Raw genomic sequence first — 19,831 nt, 5'->3', positions numbered from 1 at the left:
GCCGGAGCGGATTGGAGTTCCGTCAGAAGGCAGAGCTTAGTTGCCGGTCGCCGCGCCGTCGGTGACGATCTCTTTCATCGCCGATTGCAGATAGTTTTGCGCGCCCATCAGCTCGATCAGCTTGTGCTGGTTTTCCAGGAAGTCGATGTGCTCTTCGGTGTCGGCCAGGATCTTCATCAGCAGGTCACGGCTGACGTAATCGCGGGTTTCCTCGCACTGGGTCACGGCGGCGGCGGTCGTCGCGCGGCTGTCCAGTTCCAGTTGCAGATCGGCGCCCAGGCATTCGATCGGATCCTCGCCGACCTTCAGCTTGTGCAGGTCTTGCAGGTTGGGCAGGCCATCCAGGAAGAGGATGCGTTTGATCAGCATGTCGGCGTGCTTCATCTCGCCGATCGATTCTTCGTAGATCACGTTGCCCAGGTGCGCGAGGCCCCAGCTTTCGAACATGCGGGCGTGCAGGAAATACTGATTCACGGCCGTCAGCTCGTTGGTCAGCACTGCGTTCAGCGTGCGCAGGATTGCGGGGTCGCCCTTCATGGCCATGGTCCTTGGTCTCGCCACGGCGCTATCGCCGTCTGTCGAGCGCAGCCATAACACAGTAGAATGGGCTTTGTTTATTTGCGAGTTCTTATCACTGCATTGAGAGTGCGAGTGACTGTCGGCCGCAGGCGAAGCAAACTATTCGGCTGCGAGTGCGAACGCTTCGCGGCTTTCCTGAATCATCTGACGCATCTCGCAGACGCATTTGGCGCACTGGGCCTGGCATTGGTTGCGCGCGAAGATGTCACGCGGACGGCAGGCGCCGGCCTCGATGGCTTGGGCGACATCACGCTGGCGAAGACCGTTACAGTTGCAGACGTACACGAGGCGCTACACGTTTCACTGACTGAGAATGGTTCGCTATAGCAGTCCTTAAGGCGATTGCAAGTCGTTCGCATGGCTCAGCTGCCGGTGGGCCGTTGACGGATCGTCGCGGGGGCAGGCAATGACGGACATGGCCCGAACACCTACCGTCCCCGAGCGTCCGCCCTGCCGGCTGTATCTGATCACGCCGCCCGCGATCGCCGACCTGAACGCTTTTGCGCAAACCCTCGATCAGGCCTTGGCCGCCGGCGACGTCGCGGCCTTGCAGATCCGGCTGAAGCCCGCCGACGAGGCCGCTATCCGCACGGCGGTCGAAGTGTTGGCTCCCATTGCGCGGCGTCATGATGTCGCGGTCCTGCTGAACGACCGGCCCGATCTGGCGCGGGCCACCGGCTGCGACGGCGTTCACATCGGTCAGGAAGACGGCTCTCTGGCCGAGGCGCGGCGTATCATGGGGCCAGACGCCATGATCGGCGTCACCTGCCACGACGACCGCGACCTGGCCTGGGACGCCGCAGAGGGCGGCGCCGACTACGTCGCGTTCGGCGCCTTCTATCCCACCGATACAAAGGAAACGGTGCATCGCCCGCCGCTGGATATCCTGACGGTGTGGCAAGAAACCGTCGAGACGCCCTGCGTCGCCATCGGCGGGATCACGGTCGACAACGCTGCAGAGCCTGCCCAGGCCGGCGCCGACTTCGTGGCGGTCAGCGCCGGGGTCTGGAACCATCCCGACGGCGCCGCCGAGGCCGTCAGGCGTTTCAATGAAAAATTGCAGGCCTGACTTCAGGGGATATTAGGAACCGTGTCGTCCTATTCCGACCTCTGATTGGTCGGAACCTGTCCATGATCCTGAGCCGCGCGCTCAACATCGACGCCCCCCACAGCGCCCCCGTCAAGGGCGTGATGGCGGCTGGCCATCGGCCCGGCCCCGTCGGCGCCGAAGGTCCGGACGGCCCCAATCCCCTTATTCCGGTGCTGACGGGCGTCGTCGTCGCCATCTTGGTCGCCCTGGCGATCGCCTATGCCCGTTCGGCCGGACTGGTGGCGGGCTTGTGGGGCGCCAGCGGGGTCGCCGTCGCCGTCTGGCTGCGCACCAGCCGTGGCCGCACCAGCGACCTCACCTTCGCCGGCGTCCTGACCGTCAGCATCCTGATTGGCGAGATCATCGCCGGCAATAAACCGCCGCTGGCGCTGGCCTTCACGATCGCCAACATGATCGAGATCGTCGGGGCTGTCCTGCTGGCCCGCCGGTTCTCGCCCACGCTCAACCTTTCCAGCCTGAACGGCGCGGTCAGCTTCCTGTTCTTCGCGGCTGTCCTGGCGCCGATCCCCGCCGCCCTGTGCAGCGTCCTGATCCTGTCGGTGATGGGCCAGGGCGACATCGTCTGGCAGGGCTTCCAGACCTGGTGGCTCGGCCACACCCTGGGCATCGCCGTGCTGGGGTCGCTGGGCATGTCGCTGACGCCTGCGATGTTCGCCCGCCTGCTGAAACCCAGGAAGCTGATCGAGGCCGTCGTTCTGATCGGCCTTGTTCCCGTCTTTTACTTTGTCGCCTTCACGGGCGACGTGCCGATGGGCTTCGTCCTGCTGCCGCTTCTGCTGGCCATTGCGGTACGGCTCGGCGTCGCGGGCGCCGCCTTCACCCTGGTCGTCATGAGCGTGCTGCTGGTCGGCAGCGCCATGATCGGAAACGGCCCCTATGCTCAGGGCGACCTGACCCACCAGGTTCTGATGGCCCAGATGCTGGTGCTGATCGGCTATATGCCCGTCCTGCTGGTGGCCTCGCTGCTGGAAGAGCGCGATCTTCTGGCGGAGCGCGCGCGCGTCGGTCGCGAACGCGCCGAAAAGGCCTCGGAGGCCAAGTCCCGCCTGCTCGCCAACGTCGCCCACGAGATCAAGAGCCCCGTCGCCGGCATCATCGGCATCGGCGATCTGTGGCGGCAGGGCCACCTGGGGCGGGTCTCGGCTCAGCAGGCCGAAATGTCCGACATGCTGGTCAAGACCGCGCGTCAGGTCGAAACCCTGGCCCACGATTTGCTGGACGTGGCGCGCGCCGAATCCGGGGCCGTCCGGGTCGACCTGCGGCCGACCGACATTCCGGGGCTGCTGGAAGACGTGCGCCGCACGTGCCTGCTGTGGCCCGACGCCGACCGGGTCGCCGTCGAGGTGGTGTGCGAGGGCGATGGCTTGATCGCGGTCGCGGACTCTCAGCGTCTGGCCCAGATCATCACCAACCTGACCAGCAATGCGCTGAAATACGGCGGTTCCGGCGGTCGTGTCGTCCTGCGTGCGCTTCGTCAGGACGACTGCGTCCGCATTGAGGTCAGCGATTTCGGCCCCGGCCTGTCGCCACAGAAGCAGGCGCAGCTGTTCGAACCCTTCAACCGCCTGGGGCTTGAGCGTTCGACGGTCGAGGGGCACGGCGTCGGCCTGGCCCTGGCCAAGCGATTGGTCGAGTTGCAGGGCGGCTCGATCGGCGTGATCTCGGCGCCGGGCGAGGGCGCCACCTTCTGGGTCGCGCTGCCCAAGGCGTGAGGTCGCGCTTGCGGTCGCGCCCCGGCCGCGCGATGGTCGGGCCATGCCCATGATCGCCCTTGCCGCCGCCCTCGTGATTTCCGGACAGGCGACGACGCCTCCGCCGCAGCGCGCCGGTTCCAACCTGACGCGAGACTTGAACAGCGCCCCGCCTTCCGCGACCCCGCCCGCCGCCTCCACCGCAGCGCCGACCCAAGTCCCGGCGCAGGCCCCGGCCCGGGCGACGAGCCAGGCCTTGCCTCCAATCGGCCAGACCCCCGCGGCATCGCCGCGTCCGGCGCCCGCCGCGTCATCCGCACCGCGCACGACCCAGGCCCAGCCGCCCATCGGCCAAAGCCCGGCGACCACGACGCGCCCGGCGACCGCGACACGTCCGCAAACGCCAGCCCCGACCACAGCGGCGCCTCAGGCGACCACGCCTCAACCGACAACGACCGCGCCTGCCGCAACCCCGCCGGCCGCCGCATCCGCGCCGGCGGCCTTGAACGCCGCCGCCATCGCCGCTCTGCCGTTCAGCATCCAGCAGCCCGCCGGCCTGACCATCACCCCGGCGCGCGCCGGCGCGAACGCCAGCATCTATCGCGTCCAGCGCGGCGACCAGACCCTGCTGATGATCTACGCCGGTCCGTCGTCGCAGTTTCCGATCTACGACGGCGAGACGGTCCGCGCCGGCGGCCGCGCCTCGGTCGTCGTCACCGAAGGCAGCCGCCGTCTGGCGATGGAGCATCTGTTTCAGCGCGCTGCGGACCCCAAGGAAATCCACGTCTGGATCGCCAGCGTCGAGGGCGCGGACCGGGATCTGGCCGAACGCATCGGCCAGTCCGTCGACGTCAAATAGGGCTCAGCCCTCGGACCACACCGCCATTTCGGTGCCGGACGGATCGGCGAAGTGGAAGCGGCGACCGCCGGGGAATCTGTAGATCGGTTTCACGATCCGGCCGCCGGCCGCCTCGACCTTGGCCAGCATGGCCTCGAGGTCGTGTGCGTACAGGATGGGCAGGGGCGCCTTGGTCTGATCGGCCTGATCGGCGTCGAACCCGCCGTCCAGACCCTGATCGAAGGCGGCATAGGTCGGGCCGTAATCCACGAAGGTCCAGCCGAATGCCTGGCTGTAGAATTGCTTGGTCGCGGGCAGGTTGGCGGCGGGGAGTTCTAGGTAGTCCAGCTTTCCGTCTTCACGCACGGTTGATCTCCTGAGTTGGGCGCCACCGGTCCCTTGTCTTGCACGCGCCCTCGACATGCGCAAACCTGCAAACGGTTCGCAGTTGCAGGAATCGAGCGATGATCGTGATGACGACAGGCCTGTCGGCCCTGATGGCCCTGATGCGGTGCGAGGCGCGTCCGGTCGAGCCGCCGCCGAGGCGCGACACCGATCGCGCAAACCCGCGTCCGCCCCGACCCAGGCCCTGATCAGCCGACCTGGGCGCGATGCCTCAGATGCGCGTCGGCCAGCACGCAGGCGGCCATGGCCTCGACCACCGGTACGGCGCGCAGGGCGACGCATGGGTCGTGACGGCCCTTGGTGCGCAGGTCCGTCTCTTCGCCGTCGCGGGTGATCGTCTGGCGCAGGGTCAGGATGGAGGAGGTCGGCTTGAACGCGACCCGCGCGGTCACCGGCTGGCCCGTCGAAATCCCGCCCAGCACGCCGCCAGCCTTGTTCGACAGGAAGACCGGCTGCTTGTTCAGGTCCAGCCGCATCTCGTCGGCGTTCTGTTCTCCGGTCAGTTCGGCGGCCTCGAAGCCGGCGCCGATCTCGACGCCCTTGGCCGCGTTGATCGACATCAGGGCCGCCGCCAGCTCACCGTCCAGCTTGCCGTACAATGGCGCGCCCCAACCCGCCGGAACGCCCGTGACCTCCAGCGCGACGATGGCCCCGACCGACGATCCCGCCTTGCGGATGCCGTCCAGATAGGCCTCCCAGTCGCCCACGACCTCGGTCGAGGCGGCGAACAGGGGATTGCCGTGGACGGCGTCGAAGTCGATCTGGTCCGGTGCGATCCGGTGCGGGCCGATCTGCACCACGCCGGCCCTGATCTTAACGCCGTCGCCCAGCACCTTGCGCGCCACGGCCCCGGCCGCCACCCGGCTGGCGGTCTCGCGCGCCGAGGATCGACCGCCGCCCCGATGGTCGCGCACCCCGTATTTGACCTGGTAGGCATAGTCGGCGTGCCCCGGCCGATAGGCGCGGGCGATCTCGCCATAGTCCTTTGACCGCTGGTCCTCGTTCTCGATCAGGATCGAGATCGGCGTGCCCGTCGTCACCGGCCCGTCGCCGTCGTCGAACACGCCCGACAGTATCCGCGCCGTGTCGCTTTCCTTGCGCTGGGTCACGAAACGGCTGCCGCCCGGCTTCCGCTGGTCCAGCCACGGCTGAAGGTCCGCCTCGGTCAGCGGGATCATCGGCGGGCATCCATCAACGACGCAGCCGATCGCCGGCCCGTGGCTCTCGCCCCAGGTGGTCACGCGAAACAGATGGCCGAAGGTATTGTGCGACATGGCCCCGACTTAGGCCGCCAGACGCTCCTGCGTCCAGACCCGCGTGAACCGCACCAGCAGGTCTTCGGCCGCCGAGGGGACATCGGACGACGGCTCCAGCGTCACGAACAGATGCCCCGCCGGCCGCGATCCACGCGCGGGCAGGCCCAGGTTCTTCAACCGCACCCGCACCGGGGCGGCCATGTCGGCGGTGATCCAGGCCGAGCGCGTGCCGACAGGGGTTTCGATCTCCACCCGCCCCCCGTCGGCCATCAGGCGACGCTCGACGGCCCAGGTCATGAACAGGTCGTCGCCGACGACCGACAGCCCGTCCTCGGGTCGGATCAACACCGACAGATAGAGATCGCTCCCGTCCGCCGCCTCGCGTCTCAGCCGCAGATGATCGCCGCTGCGCAGGCCCCTGGGCGCCGTGACCCGCACCGTGCGCGCGCCCAGCCGGACCTCGACCTGACCCCCGGCCAGGGCCTGCATCGGCGACAGCACCAGAACCGGCGTCGGCGCGGGCCGCGCGGTGGGCGCCGACAGGGCGGGGCGAGGGGGCTGGTGCGCCTGGATCAGTCGATAGGCCGCGATCACGCGCCGGAACCGCTCGGCGTCCCCGCCGGCCTGATCCGGCCGCGCCGCCTTCACCGCCGTGCGGAAGGCGGCCTTCAGCGTCGACGCATCGACATCGCCGTTCAGGCCCAAGATCGACAGGGCCTCGCGGACGCCGGACACATCTGAAATCGAAACAGGCCCGCTCATGCCGTCACCGTTCGCGCATCAGGGTCAATGGGCGGTTAACCCTGACGGCGACATGCCCGTTTTTGACCTCGATCATTCCCAGCCGAGCCAGCACCGACTACATCACTCGCATGACCGCATCCGTGATCCCGCCCAGCCCGTCGCGTGAGGAATACGCCCGCGACTACGCCGCCGCCCTGGCCGCCAATGGCGACGAGACCATCTTCGACCGGCCCGAACCCATCGGCCTGTTCGTCGAATGGCTGGCCGATGCGCGCGCGCACGAGCCGAACGATCCCAACGCCATGACCCTGTCGACCGTCGACGCCGACGGCCTGCCCGATGCGCGGATCGTTCTGCTGAAGGATGTCGATGCGCGGGGCTTCACCTTCTATTCGAACAGCGAGAGCGCCAAGGGCGTCGAACTGGCCGGTTGCGCAGCCGCCGCCCTGACCTTCCACTGGAAATCCCTTCGTCGCCAAGTGCGGGTGTGCGGCGCGGTCGAGCCGGTCACGCCGGCCGAGGCCGACGCCTATTTCGCCAGCCGCGCGCGCGAAAGCCGCATCGGCGCCTGGGCCTCGGACCAGTCCCGCCCCCTGTCGGATCGCACCGTGCTGGAAGAGGCCGTGGGCCGCGAAACCGCGCGTTTCGATGGTCAGGAGGTGCCGCGCCCGTCCCACTGGACCGGTTGGCGCGTCGTGCCGCGCTCGGTCGAGTTCTGGCGCGATCGCCCGTTCCGTCTGCATGACCGACTGCGTTTCGACCGCGACGGCGAGGCCTGGCGCTCAGGCCGCCTCTGGCCCTGACCCGCGATCAGTCGCGGAACAGCAGCGATCCGTCGCCGTAGGAATAGAAGCGATAGCCGTCGGCGACCGCATGGGCATAGGCCGCCTTCATCGTCGCCGTGCCCGCAAAGGCGCTGACCAGCATGAACAGCGTCGACTTCGGCAGGTGGAAGTTGGTCATCAGCACATCGACCGCCCGGAAACGATAGCCGGGCGTGATGAAGATGGCCGTGTCGCCGTGGAAGGGTTTGATCTCGCCGTCCTCGGACGTCGCGCTTTCCAGTAGCCGCAGAGAGGTGGTGCCGACGCAGACGACGCGCCCGCCCTTTGCATGGACGGCGTTCAGGGCGGCGGCGGTTTCAGGCGACACCTCGCCCCATTCGCTGTGCATCTTGTGGTCGGCAAGATCGTCGGCCTTGACCGGCAGGAAGGTGCCGGCCCCGACATGCAGCGTCACCGCATGGGTCGAGACACCCTTGGCGCGGATGGCGTCCAGCAGGGCAGGGGTGAAATGCAGCCCCGCCGTCGGCGCCGCAACCGAACCGTCATGCTCGGCGAACACGGTCTGATAGTCTGACCGGTCGCGGTCGTCCTCGGGTCTTTTGGCGGCGATATAGGGCGGCAGGGGCATGACCCCGACATCGCGGATCGCATCGTCCAGCGCCGGTCCCGCCAGGTCAAAGGTCAGGGTGATCAGCCCGTCTTCCCCCTTTGCCGTCACCGTCGCATCCAAACGACCAAGGTCGCAGGCGGCGTCGCTCGCGTTTCCGAACCGGATCCGATCCCCCGGCTTGATCCGCTTGCCCGGCTTCATGAAGGCGGACCAGACGTCGGGCGCGTCGCGGTGGTGCAGCGTCGCCTCCACCTCGACCGTCAGGGTTTCGCCCTCGGCCCCGATCCGCTGACGCACGCCCGACAGACGGGCGGGAATGACCCGCGTATCGTTGAACACCAGGGCGTCGCCGGGCTGCAGGAAGTCCGGCAGATCACGAACGATCCGGTCCTCCAGCGCGCCGCCTTTCACCACCAGCAGCCGCGCGGAATCGCGCGGATCGGCCGGGCGCAACGCAATCCGGTCTTCGGGCAAGTCGAAATCGAAATCGGCGGTCTTCATCGCGCGCTCTATAGGGGGCTCCGACGCGCCGCGCCACGCCGCGGCGCCCTGCCAGCGCATCGTTGGCGCCCCGCTATTTGATTTCCAACGGGTTTTCGCCTCCGAGCGGCGTCCAACCGACCGCGCCCCGGCCGTGTGGTAGACTGGCCGGCGATCTTTGACAGCGTAAGTTCAGGCGGAAGGGACGACCAAATCCCGCCCGCGCCTCACCCGGATGATGCCGCCAGATTAGACGAATTAGACACTTTAGACGGTGAATTCCCGTCCGCGGCCCAAGGACCCGCCGCCGCGCGATTAGACGAATTAGACTCTTTAGACGGTAAAATTTCCCGCCGACGTCTGATCTCAGCTGTAGCCCGGCGCGAACGCCCCGGCCCAGGCGCCATAGCGGTTCAGCGACAGGTCGCGGGTTTCGATCTCGGGCGCCTTGCCGTCGACCATGTCGGCCAGAACCCGCGCCGAGCCGCACGCCATGGTCCAGCCCAGGGTGCCGTGGCCGGTGTTCAGATAAAGCCCCGGAACCTTGGTCGCGCCGATCACCGGCGTGCCGTCCGGCGTCATTGGACGCAGGCCCGACCAGTAACTGGCGCCCGCCAGGTCGCCGCCGCCGGGGAACAGGCTGCCGACCGAATGGGCCAGGGTCTCGCGACGCAGGGCGGGCAGCGTGTTGTTGTATCCCGACAGCTCGGCCATGCCGCCCACGCGGATACGGTCGCCCAGGCGCGTGATCGCCACCTTGTAGCTTTCGTCCATGACGGTGGAGACGGGCGCGCGGTCTTCGTTCACGATCTTGGCCGTGATCGAATAGCCCTTCACCGGATAGACCGGCAGATCCAGACCCAGCGGCTTGGCCATCATCGGCGAATAGGAGCCGAGCGCCAGGATCACCAGATCGGCCGTCATGGCGCCCTTGCTGGTCATTGCGCCGGTCGCGCGACCGTCCGTCATCGTGATCGACTGGATCTCGGTCGCGGTGTGGAAAACCACGCCGCGCTCCGCCGCCAGCTTCGCCAAGGCGTTGGTGAATAGGAAGCAGTCGCCGGTCTCGTCATGCGGCAGGCGCAGACCCCCGACGAAATCGACGTCGGAGGCGGCCAGGCCCGGCTCGGCGGCGATGCAGCCGGCGTGGTCCAGCACCTCGCACGGGACGCCGGCGGCCTTCAGCACATCGACGTCCTTGTGCACGTCGGCCAGCTGCTTTTCGGTGCGGAACAGCTGCAGCGTCCCCTGCTGGCGACCGTCATAGGTGATGCCGGTCTCGCGGCGCAGCAGGTCGATCTGGTCGCGGCTGTATTCGGCCAGACGTACCATCCGGCTCTTGTTCAGCGCATAGCGGTCGTGGGTGCAGTTGCGCAGCATCGCGATGGTCCAGCGCACCATAGCCATGTCCAGACGCGGCCGCACGATCAGGGGCGCGTGGCGCATCAGCAGCCACTTCATCGCCTTGACCGGGATCGACGGCGCAGCCCAGGGCGCGGAATAACCCGGCGAAATCTGCGCGGCGTTGGCGAAGCTGGTTTCCAGCGCCGGACCGGCCTGCCGATCCACCACCGTGACCTCATGCCCGGCCTGGCTGAGATACCAGGCGGTTGTGACGCCGATGACGCCCGACCCAAGCACCAGAACCCGCATGTGACGTTCCCAAGCCCAATGTTGTTATTCGCCGCAAGCTAGCGCTGCATGGATCGACGATCCTGCCTGTTTGCGCAACGATCGGTCGCTGATAGACGTCTTACGCAATAATCTGCGGCTAAATGGTGGAAACTTGTGTCCCTGCTCGATCCCCTTGACCAGCGCCTCCTTCAACGGCTCCGCGCCGATGGGCGCATCAGCAATGCGGACCTGGCCTCCGCCGTCGGTCTGTCGCCTTCCGCCTGCCTGCGGCGCGTGCGTCGCCTGGAAGAGCGCGGGGTGATCCGGGGCTATGCCGCCGTCCTGGCCAACGACAGCGACGACGGCGTTGTCGCCTATGTCGAGATCACGCTGGAGAAGCAGACCGACGACCACATGCGCCGGTTCGAGGCGGCCGTCCGCAACCACCCGGAAATCCGCGACTGCTATCTGATGGCGGGCGAGGCCGACTACATCGTCCGCGCCGTCGCGCCCGACATCGCCGCCTATGAGGTGATCCACAAGGACGTCCTGTCGCGTCTGCCGGGCGTGTCGCGCATCCACTCCAGCCTGGCGATCCGCAACGTCCTGGCGGCCCGCGGCTGAAACGGGCTGAACCTTCCGGCCCGGTCGGGTGTTGTGGCGGCATGAAAGCCCTCGACCTCCTCCCATCCGCCCTCATCGGCGCTGTCGCCAGCGCCCGTTCCATGACCCCGATGGCGGCCCTCGCCACTGCCGAACTGGCGCACAAGCCGTTGCCCGGCCGCGTCTTCCTGCTGAACCGGCAGCTGTTCAAGTTCGGCGCCCTGGCCATGGGTATCGGCGAACTGCTGGGCGACAAGATGAAGACTGCGCCCGATCGCACCGTCTTCCTGGGCCTATTGGCGCGGGTCATGAGCGCGGGCATCGCCGGCGCCGCCCTGGCCCCGCGCGGCAAGGAGAAGTTGGGCGCCGGCCTGGCGGTCGGCACGGCCGTGCCGCTGGCCTATCTGACCCTCTCGGGTCGCAAGAAGGCCATGGCCCGCATCGGCCAGACCAAGAGCGGCCTGATCGAGGACGCCTTGATAGTCGGCGCCGGCGCCCTCGTCGTCGGCTTGACCGTCTCGCGGTTCAACCGCCGCTAGCCGCTCGACAGCCGGGCCCCGGCAGCGATAGGTGAGGGACGTTTTCGAAGGACCCCCGCCCATGATCACCCGCATCCAGCCCGGCGCCCGCATGAGCGAGGCTGTCGTCCACGGCGACACCATCTATCTGTCGGGCCAGGTCGGCGAACCCGGCGACGACGTGGCGACGCAGACCCGAACGGCGCTGGCCGAGATCGAGGCGCTGCTGGTCGAGGCCGGCAGCGACAAGTCCAAGATTCTGATGGCCCAGATCTGGCTGGCCGACATCGCCGACTTCGAGGCGATGAACGGCGTCTGGGACGCCTGGGTCGACACCGCCAACCCGCCGGCTCGCGCCACGGGCGAAAGCCGGCTCGCGTCGCCCGACTACAAGGTCGAGATCATCGTAATCGCCGCCAAAGCCTGATCGCGGTTGACCGGGCGGGATGCAGACTGCAAACCGCCGCCATGCTTCAGAACCTCGAAACCCTCGCCCGCGAGGCCAAGTCCTGGCCCTTCGAACAAGCTCGCAACCTGCTGGCCCATGTTCTGAAGAAACGGCTGGGCGAGACCGAACGAGCCGAAGCGCGCGCTCTGATCGACGCCGGCAAGGCGGATGAAGCCCTGGCGGCCTTTCCCGCCTTGCAGCGCCCGGTGATCCTGGAGACCGGCTATGGCCCGTCGGGCCTGCCGCACATGGGCACCTTCGGCGAGGTCGCCCGCACGACCATGGTGCGCAACGCCTTTCGCGCCCTGACCGGCGACCACTGGCCCACGCGCCTGATCGCCTTCTCCGACGACATGGACGGCCTGCGCAAGGTGCCGGAAGGCGTGCCGAACCCGGAGATGTTGCGCGAGGACCTGCATCTATCCCTGACGCGGGTGCGCGATCCCTTCGGCACCCACGACAGCTTCGGCGCGCACAACAATGCCCGCCTGCGCGCCTTCCTCGACAGCTTCGGCTTCGATTATGAGTTCATGTCATCGACCGAGACCTACAAGTCGGGCCGGTTTGACGCGACGCTGCTGACGCTTCTGGAACGGTTCGACGCGGTCCAGGCCATCATGCTGCCGACCTTGGGCGAGGAGCGCCGCGCCACCTATTCGCCCTTCCTGCCCGTCAGCCCGATCACCGGCCATGTCCTGCAGGTCCCGACCCTTGCGCGCAACGTCGAGAAGGGCACGATTACCTTCGAAGACCCCGCCGGCGAGCCGGGCAATCGCACTGAGGTGCCGGTCACGGGCGGCCATGTGAAGCTGCAATGGAAGCCCGATTGGGCCATGCGCTGGGTCGCGCTGGACATCGACTACGAGATGTCGGGCAAGGACCTGATCGAGAGCGTGCGCGAAAGCTCCAAGGTCTGCCGCGCCCTGGGCGGCACCCCGCCCGAAGGCTTCAACTACGAGCTCTTCCTCGACATCGAGGGCAAGAAGATCTCCAAGTCCAAGGGTAACGGCCTGACGATGGACGAGTGGCTGCGCTACGGCACGCCCGAGAGCCTGTCGTGGTACATGTTCCAGTCACCGAAGTCGGCCAAGAGCCTGCACTTCAACGTCATTCCGCGCGCCATCGACGACTATCTGGCCTTCATCGAGAGCTACAAGACCCAGGAGCCGGCCAAGCGGATCGACAACGCCGTCTGGTCGATCCACGCGGGCGACCCGCCGACCCACACGTCGCCGGTGTCCTTCGCCCTGCTTCTGAACTTGGTCGGCGTGGCTAATGCCTCGACCAAGGATCAGCTGTGGGCCTACTTCGCCAAATACCTGCCTGACGCGACGCCGCAGAACGAGCCGCTGCTGGATCGGCTGATGGACCACGCGCTGAACTACTACGTGGACTTCGTGAAGCCCTCGAAGTCCTATCGCCTGCCGGACGACAAGGAGAAGGCGGCGCTGCTGGACCTGGCCGAACGGCTGAAGGTGCTGCCGGCCGACACCACCGACGGCGAGCTGATCCAGAACGAGGTCTATGCGGTCGGCAAGGCCCACGCGTTCGAGCCGCTGCGAGCCTGGTTTGGCGCGCTCTACGAGGTGCTGTTGGGCGCCAGCCAGGGGCCGCGCTTCGGTTCGTTCGCAGCCATCTACGGCCTGCCGCAGACGATCGCCCTGATCGAGGCGGGCGCAAACGGAGAACTGGCGCAGGCTTAACCTTTTCGCTGAAGGTTCTGTTAGCCAGACCGCGCTATCGACGCCCGCGTCAAAGGAGCCGGGTGTGCGTTATCGAATCGATGAGGAGGCGCAGCTTCTCCATCTCGACCTGAACAGCGGCGTCTCGGCTGAGACAGCATTGGGTGAGGCGCTCGCAATCATCAAGGTTCGCCCTGATCTTTGGAGCTGGGACTGGATCGTCGAGGCTGAGACGACGCCGTGGGATGCGTCATTTGAGCAGATTGCTCGACTAGCCGGCGCACTGGACACGCCGCCGCAGACTGAGGTTTTGACTATGCTCGTCAGTCAGGATGCGTCATTGCATTTGTGGGCCCGCGTGATGGATTTTCAGTTTTTGCGCCGACGCCATGTCGTGGTGCGCTCCATCGAAGAGGCCCGCGCTCAGATTCACCGGCATCGCAAGCAGCCAAGATGAACGGAAAATAACGGCGAAGCTCCGGGAGCCTTCAGGTTCGTCCGTGCATTCTTCCCTCATCGGCAAACGCGCTGACAGGAGAAGAGTTATGTCGAACAAGATTTTCAAGACCGGTCTGGCCACCGCTGCCGCCTTGGCCGCCATGGTGACCGCCGCCCCGATGTCCGCCCAGGCTCAGGCCAACGGCGTGACCAACTGTGACGCCCCTGGCGGTCGCCAACGTGCAGGCGCTCTGATCGGCGCCGTGGTCGGCGGCGTGGTGGGCTCGAACCTCGCTCGCAATGAGCGTACGGCCGGCACCATCGTCGGTGCGGGCGCCGGCGCCGCCGCCGGTTCCTATATCGGCTGCAACCAGCAGCGCGCTCGTGCTGCTTCGGCCTCTAGCGGCGCCCAGTATCGCGCTTCTTCAAACCTGCGCATCCGCAGCGGCCCTGGCACCAACTATCGCCAAGCCGGCACGCTGTCGGCCGGTCAGCCCTTCACCGCCATTGGTTCGCAAGGCGAGTGGGTGCAGATCGCAGGCGGTGGTTGGGTGAACGCCCACTACGTCACGGCCAACTGATTGCAGTTCGCCGCTAATCGAAAGCCCCGTCCGGCACGCCGGGCGGGGTTTTTGCTGCGCGCTACTGGCTGACCCAGAGGATGCGGGCCATCCATTCGATCTCGCGTCGGGGCACGATCCTTGGGGGGTAGTCGGGATTGATTGAGGCCAAGGTGACGGCGCGGCTGGTCAGGCTGGTAACCTCCTTGGCCACGGTTTCTCCGCTGGTCAGGCGGGCGACGACGCGGTCTCCCCGCCGCACCTGCGTCGCTTCCTGATCCACGATGACGCGATCGCCTTCGCGATAGAGGGGCGACATCGAATCGCCAGTGATCTGAAGGCTGAACAGGGTGTCCTTGGCGCGCGGCAGGTCGGTCTGATCCCAGCCTTCGCCGACCGGCAGGCCAGCGTCGTCGAAGAAGCCGTCCTGACCCGCCTTGGCCAGACCCAGCAAGGGCACGCTGGTCGGCGCCTCCGGTGCGTCTTCGGCCAACACCGCAAACTCCGAAAGCGACAGGCCTGTCGCCTGAAGCACCAGCGTCATGCTCTCGGTCGAGGGCCAGCGCGGACGCGGCGGATCACCCGGCCCGAAGCGTTTTGACGGATTGAAACTCGTCGCATCCAGACCGGCCCGTCGCGCCAAGCCCGACGGCGTCAGCCCTTCACGCCGAGCCAAGGTGTCGACGGCCTTCCAAAGCTTGGTGTGGGATAGCGGCATGGTGTTCCAGCGACCGATTCGTCGCGAGAATAAGATCGAATGCTAGGAATTTCTACCTATCAACGCCGCCGCGCGGCGCTCTTGCCAAGCGTAGAACGTACCGACTGCGATGGAGATTATGATGAGATAACTGGTCAGATTGGTCACTGTGTAGAGAGACGCGACATGTACATTCTGGCTAGTCAGTCTCATGACTTGAGACATTACAGTAATCAACTGAAGACCTGCGGCCCAAACCGGCCATGCATGCTTGTAGCGCCAAGCTATGGCGCAAAACGCAAGCAACATACATATGTCGATGACGAGCAGACCAAAAGGTACGCTTCGAAATCCCTCATTCTGCTGCAAAACGAGCGACGCAAACCAGCCGAAAAGGTACGCGCCGGCTCCAAACTGTTCCGCTCTGTCCCCCTTCAAAAAGGCGAACAGAGCCATGCCGACCATGAAGACGGCACCAATAATCGCGTAGCTGATGTTGAACATGACAAATCGCCCCCGATGCATCGCTGCACGGAGGCGATATTGGCTGAATTAAAGCCAGTCCGAAATCTTGTTAAGCTAAGCTAACAAAGAATTCATGCGACGCGATGCAGGTGCGTCTTTGCGAGGGCAACCTTCGGGTCCAGCCAGTCGTCGGGCTTTGCAAGCGGGCCGGCGGCGTAGGTGCCGAAGCCGAGGCGGCGATGATCTTTCTGCAGCTCGGCATGGCAGGCCACGATGGATTCGCGGGCGGCCGAGAGGGCGGCGATCGTTTCCATGGCCTTGGCTTGCGACATCGTGCCGGAAACCGGCGACAGCGACAGAGCGGCGCGAGCGCCGATGAAGGATTGAACCAGCGTGGTCGCCTGGGTGATCGCGGCGTCGATCGCGAGTTCGGTAGCATGCAGATCGCCAGCAACGCTGGTGACGACTTCAGTGCGGTCCATGAAAGCCCCTCAAAGACAGGTTTACAAGAACCGTATGGTTATCACGTCTTAACCTTGTTTGGTAGAGCAATCTTTACCATATCGGCAATCGCGCGTTGAAGCGCCGCCGTAAGCACGGCTTTGAAACCCAACGAGAGCAAGAAGTCGGCGCGAATCAGCACGCTAGCGCGCGGTGATCAGTCCTGGTTGTCCAGTAGGAAGTGGGCGGTGAGAGACGCAATCGGGTGTTGACGTTCTTCCTGCCAGGCCTCCGCGTGCACATGGGCGACGCGACGACCCGCCCGGCTGATGCGAGCACGCGCGAAGACGTCGATCGGTCTGCCGGTGCGCAGATAGGCGACCGTGACGTTGATCGGGCGGGGCAGTCGGGGACCCGGAAAGCTGAGCGCCACCTGAGCCATCGCCGTCATTTCCAGAAGGGCGGCCGTCGATCCGCCATGCAGGGCGGGCAGCATTGGATTGCCGATCAGCTTGTCGTCGAAGGGCATGATGACGGTAACTTCGTCGCCGCTGACCAAGGTCTGAAGGCCAAGAAAGCGAGCGTAGGGCATGCGGTTTAGGATGTCGGTCATGCCGCCGCTCCTTTTGCATGGGGCGCCCGCTCGCGGGTCTGGTTGAGGATATAGGCGGCTTGCGCAGCGGCGACCGGATCGGCGGGATCGTCTTCGAAGGCCCAGGCGCGCACGAAGGCGATGCTCGGCGTCAGCCGGTAGCATAGGCCTTGGGCCAGCAGGTCCTGACGCGGCCTTGCCGCGCGCATGTAGTCGACGCGCAGATCCAAGGTGGCGATGGGCTGGAAGGCGTCCATCGCGGTCCACACCGCCAGGCCGCCGATATGATCCAGCAAGGTCGTCACAAGCCCGCCTGCGAAGACGCCGCTGTCGGGATCGCCGACCAGATCCTCACGCCACGGCACGCGGATGCGAGGCTCGCCATCGTGCAGGCCGTCGAAGGTGAAGCCCAAGGCGCCGGTGTGGGCGGCGCCGGCGGCCAGTTGCGGCAGGATGGTGGTCAGAAAACTCTCGTGCATCGTGCGGACTGAACCTGTTGCGCCGATTTTCGGGGTCATCCTCTATGGGGCGGCGACCCGACGGCGTCGAGAGCGTTACCGCAAGATGATCCGCCCCGAAGACCTGCTGCATCCCACGCCCGCCGGCCTCTACTGTCCGCCGGGAGATTTCTACATTGACCCGGTTCGGCCGGTGGATCGCGCCGTCATCACGCACGGCCACGCCGACCACGCGCGCGCCGGTCACGGAGCGGTGCTCGCGACGCGCCAGACCCTGGCGATCATGGCTGAACGTTATGGCGCGGATTTCACGCTGCAGCCCCAATCGGTGGAATACGGCGAGGCGACCGCGATCAATGGGGTCGATCTCAGGTTGGCGCCCGCCGGCCATGTGCTGGGCTCGGCCCAGGTCGAGGTGCGCTGGAAGGGGCTAATCATGGTCGTGTCCGGCGACTATAAGCGCCGCTGCGATCCGACCTGTGCGCCGTTCGACCCCGTGCCCTGCCACGTCTTCATCTCGGAGGCGACGTTCGGCCTGCCGGTCTTCAGCCATCCGCCGGCGGAGGAGGAAGTCGGGCGGCTGGTGCGGTCGCTGGGGCAGTTTCCCGAGCGGGCGCATCTGGTCGGCGCCTATGCACTGGGCAAGGCGCAGCGGATCATCCGCTTGCTGCGCGAGGCCGGATGGGACCGCACCATCTATGTCCACGGGGCGCTGGAGCGGCTGAACGCCTTGTACGAGAGGGAAGGGGTCGATCTGGGCCCGCTTGCCCCGACCCGTGATCTGCCGAAGAATGCGCTAGGCGGCGAGGTCGCCATCGCACCGCCATCCGCCATCCAGGATCGATGGGCGCGTCGGTTCGCCGATCCGGTCACGGCCTTCGCTTCAGGGTGGATGGGGGTGAAGGCGCGGGCGCGCCAGCGCGGCGTGGAACTGCCGTTGGTCGTGTCGGATCATGCCGACTGGAACGAACTGACCGCGACCTTCACCGAGATCAAGCCGGAGGAAATCTGGATCACTCACGGCCGCGAGGAGGGTTTGCTGCGTTGGGCCGAGATCAACGGGCAAAAAGCGAGAGCCCTGCGTCTGGTCGGCTACGACGAAGAGGACGAAGAGGCGCTGGATGTTCGTCCGGACTGACGATCAAGCGACGGCGCGACCGGATTGATCCTGCTTTTGTGCGCTTTCGTGAGCGGCGGAGATGGCGGCGTTCATCGCCATACGCAGGCGTTCGGGCTTGATGGGCTTTTCGACGACGGCGGCCATGCCGATCGAGAGATAGTGTTTGGCGTCTTCGGGGTCCGCATTCGCGGTCAGGGCCACGATTGGCACGCGGCCGACGGCGCCGGGCAGGGCGCGAATGGCCTGCGTCGCCTGAACCCCGTCCATCCGCGGCATCTTGATGTCCATCAGGACCAGGTCGTAGCGGCTTTCCTGAACGGCCTGAAGCGCCTCCAGGCCGTCCTCGGCCAGTTCGGAGCTGCAGCCGAACATCTCGCACAGCGCCTGGGCGACGACGCGGTTGGTGGCGTTGTCGTCGACGATCAGGATGTGCGGCGCGGATTTCAGGTCCAGGCCCGACAGATCTGACACGTTGGATTGCGCTTCCGCCTCGACGACGGCGCGGGGCGCGGTCAGGTCGAAGGCGAAGGTGGCGCCGCGTCCCTTGTTGTTCTCGGCCCAGATCCGGCCGTCCATCCGGTCGATGACCTGACGACAGATCGACAGGCCCAGGCCAGCGCCGTCGGGACCGGAACCGTGAACGAAGGGCTCGAAGATGGAATCGACGCGTTCCGGCTCGACGCCGGGGCCGTCGTCGCGAATGCGGGCTTCCATACGAATGCGGTCGCCTTCGACCCAGGCCTTGAGGCCCGCTTCGACCACGCCGTTGCGGGCGAACTTCAGCGCATTGCCGATCAGGTTGTTGAACACCTGCTTCAGGCGCATGCCGTCGATGACGGCCGCCAGTTCGGTGTCGCCTTCGTAGCCGACGAGCAGGGTCACGCCGTCCTGAGAGGCGCGCGGCTCCCACATCGACTGAATGTCGTCCATGACGGCGCGCAGGGCGGTAGGCTCGGTCTTCAGTTCCAGTTCGCCGGCCTCTGCCTTGGACAGGTCCACTGCGTCCTGGAGGATGCGCAGCAGGGTCTCGGACGAATCCACGATGGTCTGGACATGCGCCTGAGCCGCCGTATTCAACGGCTGGCGGCGGAGCAGTTCGGCGACGGCCAGGACGCCGTTCATCGGCGTGCGCAGTTCGTGGCTCATGATGGCCAGGAACTGGCTCTTGGCGCGGGCGGCGGCGATGGCCTGGGCGCGGGTGTCGCTGAGGATCGCGGCCTGTTCGGCCAGTTCGGCATTCTGCTCGCGCTGACGCGTGTTGACGGCCTGCAAAAGGGTGGCGGCGGTACCCACGCCCCAATAGGCGCCGTTTTTGGTGACGATGAAGCCGCGCAGCAGGGCGGCCGGCCCCCCCTTCAGCATGATGTCGCAAAAGGCGTCGATGCGGACGCCGGCCTCGACCACGGCCGGCTCGGGGTCCATGGCGAAGGTGATGGGGCGCAGATCGTAAAGGGCGTGGCCGAAGCGGGCGGCGATTTTCTGAAGGAAGGCGGTGCGTTCGACCAGGCCGACGGGACGGTCGCCATCGACCACGGGAATGACCAGCGTATCCGGCTCGCATTCAAAACGCGCCAGAACCTCGCAGCCGAGAGTCGTCGGCGCAACCGGCTTTGGACGCTCGGAAAGGGTCTCGATGGTCGGCATACTGCCTGGAACTCCTACTCATTGTGAGTAAAAGCCCGAATCGCTTGCGGAT

25 protein-coding genes are annotated in these 19,831 nt (G+C 66.4%); 12 read left to right on the top strand and 13 right to left on the bottom strand.

All coding sequences use genetic code 11. The features are described 5' to 3' along the window. Positions 1-36: 36 nt before the first annotated feature. Positions 37-537, bottom strand: coding sequence for a bacterioferritin (bfr, locus tag BVE01S_RS01270; protein ID WP_026108332.1), 501 nt, complete (start codon positions 535-537; stop codon positions 37-39). A 141-nt stretch (positions 538-678) separates the two neighbouring features. Then, positions 679-864 carry a (2Fe-2S)-binding protein gene (locus tag BVE01S_RS01265; RefSeq protein ID WP_017504559.1) on the bottom strand — a complete coding sequence of 62 codons (186 nt, stop codon included), beginning with the start codon at positions 862-864 and terminating at the stop codon, positions 679-681. A gap of 130 nt (positions 865-994) precedes the next feature. Here BVE01S_RS01265 and thiE point away from each other — a divergent pair, with 130 nt between their 5' ends. The 3 genes from thiE to BVE01S_RS01250 all read left to right on the top strand — a co-directional run bounded on the left by thiE (position 995) and on the right by BVE01S_RS01250 (position 4,240). Then, complete coding sequence (gene thiE, locus BVE01S_RS01260) at positions 995-1,648, top strand: thiamine phosphate synthase (protein ID WP_066623368.1); 654 nt, start codon at positions 995-997, stop codon at positions 1,646-1,648. Positions 1,649-1,710: 62 nt separating this feature from the next. Continuing rightward, positions 1,711-3,402, top strand: a complete 1,692-nt coding sequence (locus tag BVE01S_RS01255) for a sensor histidine kinase (protein ID WP_066623184.1) — start codon at positions 1,711-1,713, stop codon at positions 3,400-3,402. A gap of 43 nt (positions 3,403-3,445) precedes the next feature. Next, positions 3,446-4,240 carry a hypothetical protein gene (locus tag BVE01S_RS01250; RefSeq protein ID WP_066623181.1) on the top strand — a complete coding sequence of 265 codons (795 nt, stop codon included), beginning with the start codon at positions 3,446-3,448 and terminating at the stop codon, positions 4,238-4,240. A 3-nt stretch (positions 4,241-4,243) separates the two neighbouring features. Here BVE01S_RS01250 and BVE01S_RS01245 read toward each other — a convergent pair whose 3' ends face one another. After that, positions 4,244-4,585: a VOC family protein gene (locus tag BVE01S_RS01245; RefSeq protein WP_066623179.1), complete on the bottom strand. Its 342-nt coding sequence runs from the start codon at positions 4,583-4,585 to the stop codon at positions 4,244-4,246. Positions 4,586-4,683: 98 nt separating this feature from the next. Here BVE01S_RS01245 and BVE01S_RS17345 point away from each other — a divergent pair, with 98 nt between their 5' ends. Beyond that, a complete protein-coding gene (locus BVE01S_RS17345) occupies positions 4,684-4,812 on the top strand; it encodes a hypothetical protein (RefSeq protein ID WP_276309700.1) in 129 nt (42 codons plus the stop codon). Here BVE01S_RS17345 and aroC read toward each other — a convergent pair whose 3' ends face one another. Both aroC and BVE01S_RS01235 read right to left on the bottom strand, forming a co-directional pair. Beyond that, entirely contained in the window at positions 4,813-5,898 is a 1,086-nt protein-coding gene (aroC, locus tag BVE01S_RS01240; RefSeq protein WP_066623177.1) for a chorismate synthase, read from the bottom strand. It abuts the gene before it with no gap. 9 nt (positions 5,899-5,907) lie between these two features. After that, complete coding sequence (locus BVE01S_RS01235) at positions 5,908-6,642, bottom strand: DnaJ C-terminal domain-containing protein (protein WP_066623175.1); 735 nt, start codon at positions 6,640-6,642, stop codon at positions 5,908-5,910. A 110-nt stretch (positions 6,643-6,752) separates the two neighbouring features. Here BVE01S_RS01235 and pdxH point away from each other — a divergent pair, with 110 nt between their 5' ends. Further along, positions 6,753-7,427 (top strand): pyridoxamine 5'-phosphate oxidase, encoded by a 675-nt coding sequence (gene pdxH / locus BVE01S_RS01230; protein ID WP_066623174.1) that lies wholly within the window; start codon positions 6,753-6,755, stop codon positions 7,425-7,427. Positions 7,428-7,434: 7 nt separating this feature from the next. Here pdxH and queA read toward each other — a convergent pair whose 3' ends face one another. After that, on the bottom strand, positions 7,435-8,520 hold the full coding sequence (gene queA, locus BVE01S_RS01225) for a tRNA preQ1(34) S-adenosylmethionine ribosyltransferase-isomerase QueA (protein ID WP_066623171.1): 1,086 nt from the start codon (positions 8,518-8,520) through the stop codon (positions 7,435-7,437). Between the two features lie 345 nt (positions 8,521-8,865). After that, positions 8,866-10,152 (bottom strand): D-amino acid dehydrogenase, encoded by a 1,287-nt coding sequence (locus BVE01S_RS01220; protein ID WP_066623170.1) that lies wholly within the window; start codon positions 10,150-10,152, stop codon positions 8,866-8,868. A gap of 135 nt (positions 10,153-10,287) precedes the next feature. Between BVE01S_RS01220 and BVE01S_RS01215 the strand changes: the two genes are divergently transcribed. The 6 genes from BVE01S_RS01215 to BVE01S_RS01190 all read left to right on the top strand — a co-directional run bounded on the left by BVE01S_RS01215 (position 10,288) and on the right by BVE01S_RS01190 (position 14,383). Further along, positions 10,288-10,737 carry an Lrp/AsnC family transcriptional regulator gene (locus BVE01S_RS01215; protein WP_039246401.1) on the top strand — a complete coding sequence of 150 codons (450 nt, stop codon included), beginning with the start codon at positions 10,288-10,290 and terminating at the stop codon, positions 10,735-10,737. 41 nt (positions 10,738-10,778) lie between these two features. Beyond that, positions 10,779-11,255 carry a hypothetical protein gene (locus tag BVE01S_RS01210; RefSeq protein WP_066623169.1) on the top strand — a complete coding sequence of 159 codons (477 nt, stop codon included), beginning with the start codon at positions 10,779-10,781 and terminating at the stop codon, positions 11,253-11,255. 61 nt (positions 11,256-11,316) lie between these two features. Beyond that, positions 11,317-11,661: a RidA family protein gene (locus BVE01S_RS01205; RefSeq protein ID WP_066623168.1), complete on the top strand. Its 345-nt coding sequence runs from the start codon at positions 11,317-11,319 to the stop codon at positions 11,659-11,661. Positions 11,662-11,702: 41 nt separating this feature from the next. Continuing rightward, on the top strand, positions 11,703-13,385 hold the full coding sequence (locus tag BVE01S_RS01200) for a lysine--tRNA ligase (RefSeq protein WP_066623167.1): 1,683 nt from the start codon (positions 11,703-11,705) through the stop codon (positions 13,383-13,385). A gap of 64 nt (positions 13,386-13,449) precedes the next feature. Next, complete coding sequence (locus BVE01S_RS01195) at positions 13,450-13,821, top strand: hypothetical protein (RefSeq protein WP_066623163.1); 372 nt, start codon at positions 13,450-13,452, stop codon at positions 13,819-13,821. Between the two features lie 88 nt (positions 13,822-13,909). Continuing rightward, on the top strand, positions 13,910-14,383 hold the full coding sequence (locus BVE01S_RS01190) for an SH3 domain-containing protein (RefSeq protein ID WP_039246408.1): 474 nt from the start codon (positions 13,910-13,912) through the stop codon (positions 14,381-14,383). Positions 14,384-14,444: 61 nt separating this feature from the next. Here BVE01S_RS01190 and BVE01S_RS01185 read toward each other — a convergent pair whose 3' ends face one another. The 5 genes from BVE01S_RS01185 to BVE01S_RS01165 all read right to left on the bottom strand — a co-directional run bounded on the left by BVE01S_RS01185 (position 14,445) and on the right by BVE01S_RS01165 (position 17,075). Continuing rightward, positions 14,445-15,080 carry a S24 family peptidase gene (locus tag BVE01S_RS01185; protein ID WP_066623161.1) on the bottom strand — a complete coding sequence of 212 codons (636 nt, stop codon included), beginning with the start codon at positions 15,078-15,080 and terminating at the stop codon, positions 14,445-14,447. A gap of 42 nt (positions 15,081-15,122) precedes the next feature. Next, positions 15,123-15,563, bottom strand: a complete 441-nt coding sequence (locus tag BVE01S_RS01180) for a hypothetical protein (protein WP_066623158.1) — start codon at positions 15,561-15,563, stop codon at positions 15,123-15,125. A gap of 92 nt (positions 15,564-15,655) precedes the next feature. Continuing rightward, positions 15,656-16,006, bottom strand: coding sequence for a hypothetical protein (locus BVE01S_RS01175; protein WP_066623150.1), 351 nt, complete (start codon positions 16,004-16,006; stop codon positions 15,656-15,658). Positions 16,007-16,182: 176 nt separating this feature from the next. Next, complete coding sequence (locus BVE01S_RS01170; RefSeq protein ID WP_066623148.1) at positions 16,183-16,578, bottom strand: PaaI family thioesterase; 396 nt, start codon at positions 16,576-16,578, stop codon at positions 16,183-16,185. After that, the gene (locus tag BVE01S_RS01165; RefSeq protein ID WP_235551321.1) at positions 16,575-17,075 is read right to left on the bottom strand and encodes a PaaI family thioesterase; all 501 of its coding nucleotides are present in this window, start codon (positions 17,073-17,075) and stop codon (positions 16,575-16,577) included. The genes BVE01S_RS01170 and BVE01S_RS01165 overlap by 4 nt, the downstream gene beginning before the upstream one ends. A gap of 46 nt (positions 17,076-17,121) precedes the next feature. Here BVE01S_RS01165 and BVE01S_RS01160 point away from each other — a divergent pair, with 46 nt between their 5' ends. Further along, positions 17,122-18,153 (top strand): ligase-associated DNA damage response exonuclease, encoded by a 1,032-nt coding sequence (locus BVE01S_RS01160; protein WP_066623147.1) that lies wholly within the window; start codon positions 17,122-17,124, stop codon positions 18,151-18,153. 3 nt (positions 18,154-18,156) lie between these two features. Here the strand turns inward: BVE01S_RS01160 and BVE01S_RS01155 are convergent, their stop codons facing one another. Then, positions 18,157-19,779, bottom strand: coding sequence for a response regulator (locus tag BVE01S_RS01155; protein ID WP_066623145.1), 1,623 nt, complete (start codon positions 19,777-19,779; stop codon positions 18,157-18,159). Between the last annotated feature and the right edge of the window lie 52 nt (positions 19,780-19,831).

Source organism: Brevundimonas vesicularis NBRC 12165 (assembly GCF_001592205.1).
GTDB lineage: Bacteria > Pseudomonadota > Alphaproteobacteria > Caulobacterales > Caulobacteraceae > Brevundimonas > Brevundimonas vesicularis.
Note: the sequence above shows the minus strand (reverse complement) of the source record. Positions and strands in the feature narration are given on the sequence as shown.